Annotated in this window: 12 protein-coding genes; 7 read left to right on the forward strand and 5 right to left on the reverse strand. The window is 67.8% G+C overall.

The genetic code is table 11. From position 1 onward, the window contains the following. Positions 1–2: 2 nt before the first annotated feature. From GOC52_RS14905 to rnfB, 6 genes are all read left to right on the forward strand, one after another. Positions 3–1073 (forward strand): serine hydrolase domain-containing protein, encoded by a 1071-nt coding sequence (locus GOC52_RS14905; protein ID WP_191849777.1) that lies wholly within the window; start codon positions 3–5, stop codon positions 1071–1073. Then, positions 1070–1474 carry an SMU1112c/YaeR family gloxylase I-like metalloprotein gene (gloA2, locus tag GOC52_RS14910; protein ID WP_191849778.1) on the forward strand — a complete coding sequence of 135 codons (405 nt, stop codon included), beginning with the start codon at positions 1070–1072 and terminating at the stop codon, positions 1472–1474. Before GOC52_RS14905 ends, gloA2 begins: the two co-directional genes overlap by 4 nt. Positions 1475–1852: 378 nt before the next feature. Then, positions 1853–2296, forward strand: coding sequence for a DUF2147 domain-containing protein (locus GOC52_RS14915; RefSeq protein ID WP_005410552.1), 444 nt, complete (start codon positions 1853–1855; stop codon positions 2294–2296). Between the two features lie 99 nt (positions 2297–2395). Further along, a complete protein-coding gene (metG, locus tag GOC52_RS14920; protein ID WP_049411854.1) occupies positions 2396–4477 on the forward strand; it encodes a methionine--tRNA ligase in 2082 nt (693 codons plus the stop codon). 78 nt (positions 4478–4555) lie between these two features. Then, the gene (locus tag GOC52_RS14925) at positions 4556–5146 is read left to right on the forward strand and encodes an HAD family hydrolase (RefSeq protein WP_010482899.1); all 591 of its coding nucleotides are present in this window, start codon (positions 4556–4558) and stop codon (positions 5144–5146) included. A 25-nt stretch (positions 5147–5171) separates the two neighbouring features. Continuing rightward, positions 5172–5585: an Rnf electron transport complex subunit RnfB gene (rnfB, locus tag GOC52_RS14930; RefSeq protein ID WP_010482896.1), complete on the forward strand. Its 414-nt coding sequence runs from the start codon at positions 5172–5174 to the stop codon at positions 5583–5585. A 51-nt stretch (positions 5586–5636) separates the two neighbouring features. On the opposite strand, the gene GOC52_RS14935 is transcribed toward rnfB, so the two are convergent. Further along, on the reverse strand, positions 5637–5984 hold the full coding sequence (locus tag GOC52_RS14935) for a RidA family protein (protein WP_005410556.1): 348 nt from the start codon (positions 5982–5984) through the stop codon (positions 5637–5639). 192 nt (positions 5985–6176) lie between these two features. Between GOC52_RS14935 and mprF the strand changes: the two genes are divergently transcribed. Continuing rightward, complete coding sequence (mprF, locus tag GOC52_RS14940) at positions 6177–8741, forward strand: bifunctional lysylphosphatidylglycerol flippase/synthetase MprF (protein ID WP_191849780.1); 2565 nt, start codon at positions 6177–6179, stop codon at positions 8739–8741. A 29-nt stretch (positions 8742–8770) separates the two neighbouring features. Here mprF and GOC52_RS14945 read toward each other — a convergent pair whose 3' ends face one another. The 4 genes from GOC52_RS14945 to GOC52_RS14960 all read right to left on the reverse strand — a co-directional run bounded on the left by GOC52_RS14945 (position 8771) and on the right by GOC52_RS14960 (position 11636). Beyond that, positions 8771–10117 (reverse strand): virulence factor family protein, encoded by a 1347-nt coding sequence (locus GOC52_RS14945; RefSeq protein ID WP_342354957.1) that lies wholly within the window; start codon positions 10115–10117, stop codon positions 8771–8773. Positions 10118–10195: 78 nt separating this feature from the next. Then, the gene (locus tag GOC52_RS14950; RefSeq protein WP_010482890.1) at positions 10196–10813 is read right to left on the reverse strand and encodes a DUF998 domain-containing protein; all 618 of its coding nucleotides are present in this window, start codon (positions 10811–10813) and stop codon (positions 10196–10198) included. Next, positions 10810–10983, reverse strand: a complete 174-nt coding sequence (locus tag GOC52_RS14955; RefSeq protein WP_049398321.1) for an oxidoreductase-like domain-containing protein — start codon at positions 10981–10983, stop codon at positions 10810–10812. The genes GOC52_RS14950 and GOC52_RS14955 overlap by 4 nt, the downstream gene beginning before the upstream one ends. Positions 10984–11033: 50 nt before the next feature. Next, entirely contained in the window at positions 11034–11636 is a 603-nt protein-coding gene (locus tag GOC52_RS14960) for an HD domain-containing protein (RefSeq protein ID WP_049434156.1), read from the reverse strand. Positions 11637–11722 lie beyond the last annotated feature (86 nt).

The raw sequence follows: 11722 nt of genomic DNA on the forward strand, positions 1-11722 counted from the left end.
CCATGCGCCCTGCCGTCGCCCTGTTCGCCGTCGTGCTGGGCCTGCTGCCAGTGGCGGGCTGCGCCGCACCGGTGCTGACTCCACCGGATGCGGGCATCGACGGCCTGATGCAGGCCTACGACGGTCAGGTACCCGGCGCTGCGGTACTGGTACTGCACGACGGGCAACCGGTGTTCCGCCGCGGCTACGGCCTGGCGGTAGTGGAAGACGGTACTGCGGTCACCGCGGCAAGCAACTTCCGGCTGGCCTCGGTCAGCAAGCAGTTCACCGCCGCGGCGGTGCTGCTGCTGGTGGAAGACGGCCGGCTCGAGCTGGAGCAGACTGCCCGGCAGTGGCTGCCCGAGCTGCCGCCGGCAGCGGCGGCCATCACGATCCGCCAGCTGCTCTCGCATACCAGCGGCCTGATCGACTACGAAGACCTGATGGATCCGGCTGACCCCCGGCAGGTGCATGACGCCGACGTGCTGACCCTGCTGTCGCACGAGGACCGGCTGAATTTCGCACCCGGCACGCAGTACCGCTACAGCAACAGCGGCTACGCGCTGTTGGCACTGATCGTCGGCCGCGCGTCCGGGAAAGATTACGCGACCTTCCTGCAGGAGCGCATCTTCCGCCCGCTGGGCATGGCGCATACCGTGGCCCACCAGGACGGCGTGGACACGGTCGCCGCACGCGCCTATGGCTACAGCCGGATCGACGGCCGCTGGCAGCGCACCGACCAGAGCACCACCAGCGCCGTACTGGGAGACGGCGGGATCTATTCCTCGCTGGACGACCTCGCCCGCTGGGATGCGTCGCTGTACGACGACCGCCTGCTGTCGAAGGCCTCGCGCCAGGCGATGTTCAGCCCGGCCACATCGACGCCCGAAGCCGACGTGCCGCACTACGGCTTCGGTTGGCGCTTGAATGGCCCGGTGCAATGGCACAGCGGCGAGAGCATCGGCTTCCGCAACGTGATCGTGCGCCACCCGGAAAAGCACCTGACCGTGATCGTGTTGACCAACCGCAACGATCCCGAACCCTATCCGCTGGCGCAGAAGATCGCCCAGCGCTGGCTGGACACCCTGCAATGACCCCCGGTTCCGACGCCCTGCTGGGCATCCACCACGCTGCGCTGATCTGCAGCGACTACGCACGCTCGAAGGACTTCTACGTGCGCATCCTCGGCCTGCGCGTGCTGGCCGAGAACCATCGCGCCGCGCGCGACTCCTGGAAGCTGGACCTGGCCCTGCCCGACGGCGGCCAGCTGGAGCTGTTCTCCTTCCCCTCACCACCGCCGCGCCCCAGCCGCCCCGAAGCCCAGGGCCTTCGCCACCTCGCGTTCCGCGTGGCTGCACTGGAACCCTTCATCCAGCGCCTGGCCGCGCATGGCGTGACCTGCGAACCGATCCGCGTGGACGAGTACACCGGACGCCGCTTCACCTTCTTCGCCGACCCGGATGGCCTGCCGCTGGAGCTGTACGAAGTCGGTTGAGCGTTTTTCAATCGTGATTCATCCATGCACGGCATGGATCTACGTGTCGACCAAGATCGACACCCACCGAGAGCAGGCCGTGCCATTCCGGCAGATCGCAGGAATCTGTCAGAGGTGGGGCGGTGTGGATGGGCAGGACCGTTGGCGCCATGGATGGCGCCATCGAGCCCCCATGGATGGGTTTACGGCGTGTCCTGCCCACCCACACCGCCCCGCCATCCCACGGATAGCTCGCTGTTGCGGTTGCTTCGGCTGTTGCCGTTGCCTCTGCAGGTGCAGGGCGCAGCCCTGCAAGCCCCCCCTTCCCCATACCCCGCCGAATGGGTATACAGTCGACCCGTACCGGCACCGTGCCGGAATGAACCCTGGGAGGGGACCATGCGCAAGACCTTCAAGACCCTGCTGCTGGCACTGCCGCTGTGCCTGGCCGCGCTCTCGGCGCAGGCCGCCGATGGCGCCGCCGGCCGCTGGAAGACCATCGACGACAAGACCGGCAAGGTGAAGTCGATCGTCGAGATCACCCAGGCCGCCAACGGCACCCTGACCGGCAAGGTGGTCGACATCCTGCACTCGGACAAGGGCCCGAACCCGGTCTGTGACGGCTGTGAAGGCGCCAACAGGAACAAGCCGGTGAAGGGCATGACCATCCTCTGGAACCTGAAGGCCGACGGCGCCAACAAGTGGTCCGGCGGCACCATCCTCGATCCGGCCAATGGCAAGACCTACAAGTCGAAGATGGAACTGCAGCCCGGCGGAACCAGGCTTGACGTGTCCGGCTGCATCGCCTTCATCTGCCGCGCGCAGACCTGGCAGCGCGAATAAGCGCCCCCCCTGCTTCACCCCCGTGACCCGGCCCCGGCCGGGTCACCTCGTTGCGGGCATGCGATACTCTTCGGTTCCCCTCGGCTTCACCCCGCGACCATGACCCGTACCGCGCTCGTCACCACCGCCCTGCCCTACGCCAACGGCCCGCTGCACCTGGGCCACCTGGTCGGCTACATCCAGGCCGACATCTGGGTGCGTGCGCGGCGAATGAGCGGCGGCAAGGCCTGGTTCGTCTGCGCCGACGACACCCACGGCACGCCGATCATGCTGGCCGCGGAAAAGGCCGGGGTCACCCCGGAAACTTTCATCGCCAACATCCAGGCCAGCCACGAACGTGACTTCGCCGCCTTCGGCGTGGCCTTCGACCACTACGACTCGACCAATTCGGCGGCCAACAAGGCGCTGACCGAGCAGTTCTACCTGAAGCTGGAAGCGGCCGGTCACATCAGCCGCCGTTCGGTGGCGCAGTTCTACGACCCGGCCAAGGGCATGTTCCTGCCCGACCGCTACGTCAAGGGCATCTGCCCCAACTGCGGCAGCCCCGACCAGTACGGCGACAACTGCGAAGTCTGTGGCGCGACCTATGCGCCGACCGACCTGAAGGAACCGCGTTCGGTGATCTCCGGTGCCACGCCGGAAATGCGCGATTCGGAGCACTTCTTCTTCGAGGTGGGCCACTTCGACGCGTTCCTGCGCGAATGGCTGACCGGCGACGTCGCCCTGCCGGGCGTGAAGGCCAAGCTCGGTGAGTGGCTCAATGCCGAAGGTGGCCTGCGCGCGTGGGACATCTCGCGCGATGCACCGTACTTCGGTTTCCAGATTCCCGGCCAGCCGGGCAAGTACTTCTACGTCTGGCTGGACGCGCCGATCGGCTACCTGTCCAGCTTCCAGACTCTGTGCGGCAGGATCGGCGAGGACTTCGAAGCGCATCTGCGCGCCGGTACCGCCACCGAGCTGCACCACTTCATCGGCAAGGACATCGTCAACTTCCACGGCCTGTTCTGGCCGGCGGTGCTGCACGGTACCGGCCACCGCGCGCCGACCCGCCTGCACGTCAACGGCTACCTGACCGTGGACGGCGCCAAGATGAGCAAGTCGCGCGGCACCTTCGTGATGGCCCGCACCTTCCTCGACGCCGGCCTGGAACCGGAAGCGCTGCGCTACTACTACGCCGCCAAGTCCGGCGGAGGCGTCGACGATCTCGACCTGAACCTGGGTGACTTCATCGCCCGCGTCAACGCCGACCTGGTCGGCAAGTTCGTCAACCTGGCCAGCCGCTGCGCCGGCTTCATCAGCAAGCGCTTCGACGGCCAGCTGGCCGCGCAGCTGCCTGATGCCGCGCAGTACCAGCGCTTCGTCGACGGCCTGGCGCCGATCCGTGAAGCCTACGAGCGCAACGACCCGGCCGCGGCGATCCGCCTGACCATGACCCTGGCCGACGAAGCCAACCGCTACATCGACGACGTCAAGCCGTGGGTCATCGCCAAGCAGGAAGGCGCCGACGCGCAGCTGCAGGCCGTGTGCAGCCAGGGCCTGAACCTGTTCCGCGTGCTGGTCACCGCATTGAAGCCGGTGCTGCCGGCCACCGCCGCGCAGGCCGAGGCCTTCCTGGCAGCGCCGGTCAACGACTGGACCGAACTGGCGCAACCGCTGCTGGGCCACCGCATCACCGACTACACCCCGCTGTTCACCCGTATCGACCCGAAGAAGATTGACGCCATGATCGACGCCTCCAAGGACACCCTGCAGCCGGCCGCTGCTGCCGCCCCCGCCGCCAAGACCGAAGCGGTCAAGCCGGCCGCCTCGGCCCCGGCCAAGGACGACGCAAAGAGCGCCGACGCCCCGGCCTACATCGGCATCGACGATTTCGCCAAGCTCGACCTGCGCATCGGCAAGGTGCTGGTCTGCGAGTTTGTGGAAGGTTCGGACAAGCTGCTGCGCTTCGAACTGGACGCCGGCGAGCTGGGCAAGCGCCAGATCTTCTCCGGCATCCGCGGCAGCTACGGCGAGCCGGAAACGCTGGTTGGCCGCAGCGTGGTGTTCATCGCCAACCTGGCCCCGCGCAAGATGCGCTTCGGCCTGAGCGAAGGCATGATCCTGTCGGCCGGTTTCGACGGCGGCGCACTGGCGCTGCTGGACGCCGACAGCGGCGCACAGCCGGGCATGCCGGTCCGCTGATGCCCGCAGCGGGCGTGGTTGCGGCCACGCCCGCCGGCAGCACCGGCCACCGGAGGCAACGCGATGGGAGGCAACGGAATGGAACTGGCGCTGTTCGACTTCGACCACACCGTGACCACCTGCGATACCTACGGCCGTTTCCTGCGCCGCGTGGCCACCGCCGAACAGCTGGCACAGGCGTGGTGGAAGATTGGTCCATGGCTGGCCGCGTACAAGCTGAAACTGATCTCGGCCGAGCGCATCCGCGCGCGCGTCACCCGTTTGACCTTCAGCGACCGCCACAGCGATGACATCGCCACGCTGGCCGCCGGCTTCTCGCGTGAGTTCCTGCCCGACGTGGTGCGCCCGGAAATGCTGGAGCAGATCCGCTGGCACAAGGAACAGCAGCACACCGTGGTGATCGTGTCCGGCTCGCTGGACCTGTACCTGCGGCCATGGTGCGAACAGCTGGGCCTGCAGTTGATCTGCAACCGGCTGGAGAGCCAGGACGGCCGCCTCACAGGCCGTTATGCCGGTGGCGACTGTGGCCCGCGCAAGGTTGAGCACATCCGTCGCCAGTTCGACCTGTCGCGCTACGTGCGCATCCATGCCTACGGTGACAGTTCCGAAGACAAGCCGATGCTGGCCCTGGCCCACGAGCGCTGGTTCCGTGGCAAACCCCTGAAATGACCCCAACGCGCAGCCTTCGCCACGCATGAGCCTGATCCCGCCCCTGACCGAACGCCTCGACCGCCTGCTGCCGCAGACCCAATGCGGGCAATGCGGCTACGACGGTTGCCGCCCGTATGCGCAGGCGATGGCTCGCGGCGAGGCAGGCGTGGACCGCTGCCCGCCGGGCGGAGATACCGGTGCGCGCGCACTGGCGCAGGTGCTCGGAGTACCTGCCATCCCCTTCGATCGATCGCGCGGCGAGCACAAGGCGCCGCAGGTGGCGCTGATCGTGGAAGCCGACTGCATCGGCTGCACCAAGTGCATCCAGGCCTGCCCGGTGGACGCCATCGTCGGCGGCGCCAAGTACATGCACACGGTAATCGCCGATCTGTGCACCGGCTGCGAGCTGTGCATCCCGCCATGCCCGGTGGACTGCATCGAGCTGGTGCCGCTGTAACGGGGTCAGATCCGCTTTCCTGAGCGAAAAGGATCTGACCCCATTCAATCGTTACGGTACTGCCGCCGTCACCACGATCTCGACCTTCCAGTCAGCGTGGGCCAGCTTGGCCTCGACCGTGGCACGTGCCGGGGTCGCGCCTTCAACCACCCACTCGTCCCACGCCTTGTTCATGCCGTCGAAGTCGGCCATGTCGGCCAGGAACACTTCGGCGCGCAGCACGTGCTGGCGGTCACTGGCGACCAGCGCCAGCAGCTTGTCGATCTCCGCCAGCACCTGCCGGGTCTGGCCGGTGATGTCCTGGCTGGTGTCTTCCGGAATCTGGCCGGAGAGGTAGGCGACCTTGTTGTATACGGTCATTTCGGACATGCGCGGTCCGACGTCGTAACGCTCCATCATGGGCGTGGCTCCTGCGGTTGATCAGGCCTGCATTGTCCTCCAAACCGGTCGCCGGTGGGTGCACGGGTACCCTCCGCGACACGTCACTACCGGGCTCCGACGGTCCCACTGGTCAAATGACGATGACAGGCGCACGATGCGCCACGCCCGCGTTGACACCGCCCTCGCCCCTCCTGCCGCACCCTTGCGCCGATGACCGCCCCCGTCGATTCCACCACTGCCCCTTCCACGCCAACCTGGAAGCGGGTTGCCACCATCGTCATCCCGCTGCTGATCCTCGCCCTGGCCCTGCACGGCCTGGCCAATGAGTTCGACGAGCACGGCTATCGTGCGATCCGCCAGGCGTTCCGGCAGCTCAGCGGCACGCAGATCGCACTCACCGTGGTACTCGGCCTGGCCAGTTACGCCTGCCTGATCGGCTTCGATGCCATCGGCCTGCGTCGCAGCGGCATCCGCGTGCACCCCGCGCGCGTCGGCATCACCGCGTTCCTTGCGCACACGCTGGGCCAGACCGTGGGCTTTGCCGCGTTGACCGGTGGCGCGGTGCGCCTGCGCGGCTACCGCAGCGCCGGCCTGGACCTGGCGCAGATTGGCCAGGTGGTGCTGATGAGCACGCTCGGTTTCGTATTCGGTGCATGGCTGTTGATCAGCGTGGCCCTGTGCATGGAACCGGCGGCGGCAGCGTTGGCATTGCCATTGAATCCCGATGCCGTGCGCATCGTCGGCATCGTCGCCCTGCTCGCCTATCTCGGCACCGTGCTGCTGGTCGGCCGCGACGGACGGCAGTTCAGTGTGCTCGGTCACGCCTTGTGGCTGCCCGATCGCCGCACCATGATCGGTGTCACCGTACTCAGCGTCATCGAGCTGGTGCTGGCCAGTGCCGCGTTCTACGTGCTGCTGCCGGACTCCACGCCAACCGGCCTGCCGGGCTTCGTCGGCCTCTACCTGGTGGCAGTGCTGGCCGGCCTGGTCTCCACCGTGCCCGCAGGCCTGGGTGTGTTCGAGTGGAGCCTGCTGAAGCTGTTGCCGCAGGTGGCACCGGCAGCGGTGCTGGCGGCAGCGCTGATCTACCGCGTCACCTACTACGTGCTGCCGCTGGTGCTGGCCACCCTGCTTGCCCTTGCGCCCGCCCTGCGTCAGCCGCTGCAGGCCAGCGCCGGGGCAACCCGTGCTGGCTGGAACGCGCTGCGCCCATGGCTGCCGCAGATCATCGCACTGGCGGTGTTCAGCATCGGCGCCGCGCTGGTCATCGACGGCACGCTGCCGACGCCACGCCGTCACCTGGTGAACGCCTCGCTGCCGATCCTGGAAACCTCACACCTGATCGGCAGCCTCAGTGGCGTCGCGCTGCTGCTGATCGGCCAGGGCCTGGCCCGGCGCAGCCACGCGGCGTGGATGCTGGCGATGGCGGTGTGCGTTGTCACCCCGTTGCCGCTGTGGCTGCGCGGCGGGCAACCGTTGATCGCAGTCTCGGCGGTGCTGGTGGCGATGGCCTTGTGGGCTGCACGCCGCGAGTTCTACCGTCAGGGCGCGCTGCTGGACGAAGCCTGGTCGTGGCCGTGGCTGCGCAATCTCGGCCTGGTGCTGGTCGCGGTCACCTGGCTGCTGTTCTTCACCTACAGCCATGTCGAGTACCAGAACGAGCTGTGGTGGCAGTTCGCGGTGTCGGGCAACGCACCGCGCGCGCTGCGTGCATTGCTGGTGGTAGCCATCGCGCTGGTGATATTCGGCCTGGCGCGGCTGCTGCACAGCACCCGCAGCCCGCTGCCGGCCGCCGACGAAGCCACGCTGCAATCACTGGCGCCGGTATTGGCCGGCGCCACCGATACCCAGGCCTGCCTGGTACTGACCGCCGACAAGGCGGTGCTGCGCGATGATGCGAAACAGGGCTTCGTGATGATGCAGCGCTATGGCGGTTCGCTGATCGCGATGGGCGACCCGGTCGGCCCGCCTGACGTGGCGCGCGCGCTGATCTGGCGCTTCCGCGAGGAAGCCGACCGGCTGGGCCTGCGCCCGGTGTTCTACCAGGTGGGCGAGACCTACTGGCAGACCTACCTCGACCTGGGCCTGGGCCTGGTCAAGCTGGGCGAGGAAGCGATGGTGCCGCTGCATGATTTCGGGCTGGAAGGTCGCGAACGTGCCGATCTGCGCCAGGCCTGGAACCGGGGCAGGCGCAGCGGCCTGTCCTTCCGCGTGGCACCGGTGGAGGAAATTCCCAGCCTGCTGCCGCGCCTGCACGCAATTTCCAATGCATGGCTGGAAGACAAGGCCGGCGATGAGAAGGGCTTCTCGCTGGGCAGCTACGACCCCGATTACCTGGTGCGCTTCCCGGTAGCGCTGGTCGAGGCCGAAGGCCAGATCGTGGCGTTCGCCAACCTGTGGCAGGCACCGGCCGGCGCCGAGCTGTCGGTCGACCTGATGCGCCACGTCAACGAAGCACCGAAGGGCACGATGGACTTCCTCTTCATCGAACTGTTCCTGTGGGGCCGCGCGCAGGGTTATGCGCGTTTCTCGCTGGGCATGGCGCCGTTGTCCGGTCTGGCCCAGCATCGGCTGGCCGGTCGCTGGAACCGCCTGGCCGGCCTGCTGGCGCGGCATGGCGAACGCTTCTATGGCTTCAGTGGCCTGCGCCGCTTCAAGTCGAAGTTCGATCCGCAGTGGCGGCCACGCTATCTCGCGGCGCCCGGCGGCATGCATCTGCCGGCCGCGCTGCTGGATGCCACGCGCCTGATCTCGCTGGATCCGCGGCGGAACTGAAGCCACGATGCGTCGGGCATGGCTTGACGCTACGCCCCGCCCTTGAGGATCACTTCGGCCAAGCGATCGTAGTCCCCCCCGAAATGGTGATCGCCCGGCAGCTTCACCTTCCTCACGCCGTCATTGGCCGGCAGGTCCGGGCACAGTGCGTCCTCATCCTTGTCGCCGTACACGCACAACGTTTTTTCCGCCGGCAGCCTGGCCACTTCCGGCGCGATCGGCAGGCCGTCGCCGCCACCGCCCAGCCAGTTGCTGACATGGAATTCGAAGTCGGCCTTCCTGCCCACCGACAGCAGCACGATGCGCTCCAGCGCCTCGCGGGTACCGGCGTCGAGCTGGTTGATCGTGGCCGGCAGCACGTCGGCGCCCTGCGAGAAACCGATCAGCATCACCTTGTCGCGGTGCCACTGCTGGCGGTAGTGGTCGATGATCTTCTGCAGGTCGCCCGCAAAGCCCTTCGGTGTGCGCTCGCTCCAGAAGTAACGCAGCGAATCGATGCCGACCACCGCCACGCCATGCTCGTTGAGTGACGACGCCACGTTCTTGTCCAGGCCAGCCCAGCCACCGTCGCCGGAGACGAACACCGCCAGCGTATCGCCGTTGCCGGTCGCCGGCATTTCCACCACCGGCAGGCCCTTCAGTGCAGCAGGCGGGGGGGCCAGGCTGACGCCGGCCTGCGCGCCGATCACCCGTGCCGCAGCCACCAGGCCCGGTGACGCATCACCGCGGGCAGTGCGCTTGAACTCGCGCGCCATGGCGACCTGCTGCACGAACTGGTTGACCTGGCCCACCTTGCAGCCGTGATCACCTGCCGCGCTCAACCACGGAAAATTCAGTTCGGCCGGCTGCAGCCTGTTGTGCTTCACACCATCGCCGCAGACCATGCGCTGGTGGTTGTGGTCCGGGCAGAAGCCGGTGGTGAGTACACCGGCGAACACCTGGGTATCGGCCTGCGCCGCGAGCGAATAGGCCATCTCGGCACCTTCGCCATCACCGCCGACCAGCGGCAGGTGGTAGCCGGGCAGATGCAGCGAGGCCTGCAGCCAGCGTGAGAAATTCTCGACGTCACCGGAACCGAACGAACAGGTCGGGTCCCCCTCGCGCTTGAGCACACCGCGCAGGTGCGCAATGTCCACTGCCGCGACCAGCGCGCCATCGGCACGCAGGGCCTCGATCGGCAGGCGGCTGGTGTCACCGCCGGCCGTGGGTTCGTGGAACCAGATCACCACCCGTTGCGGCGTGCCGGCCGGCATGTGCACCGGAATCTGCTCGAACCGCCCATGGCTGAACTGCTGCGGGGTCACGGCCGCCGTCGCCGGCAGCGCGGCCAGCGCCAGTACCACACCCATTGCCCTGCCCAGCCCTGCACGCTTCATATCGCATCCCCGATGGAATGCGCACACGATACGCCGCCGCCGCGTGCACGGCACGTACCGGCGCAGGCCGTTGGGGATTCAGTGGGCCGCGGCTTGGCGGCTGCGACGGTACAGGGCCATCGCCAGATACAGCAGCCAGCCAACGATCACCGCGATCACCACTTTCTGTCCCAGCCCACGCGGTGGTCCACCACGCCACAGCACATGCAGCCACAGCAGCACGAAGGCCAGCCATGCCCAGCCCCAGAGCAGGCCCGCGGCGGACTGCCAACCCGGTTCGCGGCGCAGGTACCAAGCCTGCAACAGCATGCCGACGCTGGCACACAGGAACGCCGTGTTGGCTGCCAGTCCATGGATGAACGGTGCCAGCAGCGGCGTCGCTTCAGGCAGCCAGCTGTCGCCGATCGCCACCGTCGCCAGGCCCAGCGCGGAAACCGTGAACAGCAAGGGGGCGGCCGCACTGCGCCGCGGGCCGATGCTGCCGCGATACAGCGCAATGCCAAGTGCGGCAATGGCCAGCGCCAGCAGGCAGTAGGCAGCACGCAACGCCAGCCCCCACGGCCCGTGCAGGTACAGGCTCAAGGTCGCCCGCACCCAGTCCAGATCACTGCGCGCGACCTGGGTCCACAGCGCGGTGGCCACGAACAGCAGCAGCGCCACCAGTGCCAGCACCGCCGCCGGGCGCGCACGGCTCATGGTGCGGCCTCGGGATGCCGCGTCTTCCACTCGGCCAGTGCCTTGCGGTAGCGCTGCAGCTCATCGGAATACAGGTCCAGCACGCATAGCGGGCAGCCACTGCCGCAGCACTCGTTGGGACCGGGCTCTTCCGGTGGCAGCGGGCGGGGATCGGGATCAGGAACGGACACGGTCGGAAACAACAATCATTGGAAACAGGACACCAGTGTACCGGGCCGGCTCAACCACCCAGTTGGCGACGCAGGTTGTCACGGGCGGCCGCGTCCAGGCGCTGGTGGAAGAACTCACTGAGGAAGATCCGCGGTGCGCGCAGCAGGCCCTGCAGGAATCGGCGACGGCCGGCACGGTACAGGAAGCCGGGCACCACGCCCTTGTATTCTTCGGCCACGCCACGGTCATAGGCGGCGAACACCGGCTCCGGTGCAGCCAGGATCGCCATGTCGCAGTCCAGGAACAGCGCCGCCTCGGCATCCACATCCTCCGGACCCAGCGCGCCATGGCGGGCGGTCAGCAGGATCAACTGCTCCACGCGAGCAGCGTCGACACCGGCAAGCTCCGGCGCCTGTGCGATCGCCTGCAGGGCCAGCTGCGCCGAACGCGCCTCGTTGTCCTTGCGCCCCGCCTGGTAGATCGCGTCGTGATAGAGCACGGCCAGATAGATCTCGGCCGGCTGCTTCCAGCCGGGGCCATCGGCCACCTCCTGGCAGTGCTGCAGCACCGCGCGCACATGGCCGAAGTGGTGGTAGGCGCGTGGCGGCGTGGCATAGCTGTCCTGCAGCGCCTGCCACTGCGCCGGGGCAAGCGTCAGCGGTGAGAAGTCCATGCCCGGATCATCCCGCCTGTGCCGGCGCCGGGCAAGCTGGCGGTTTTTTCACCACGCACTCACAACGCTTGCCAGGCGAGGCCCGG

Origin of the sequence: Stenotrophomonas sp. SXG-1 (assembly GCF_014083965.1) — a bacterium.
Taxonomy (GTDB): domain Bacteria; phylum Pseudomonadota; class Gammaproteobacteria; order Xanthomonadales; family Xanthomonadaceae; genus Stenotrophomonas; species Stenotrophomonas geniculata.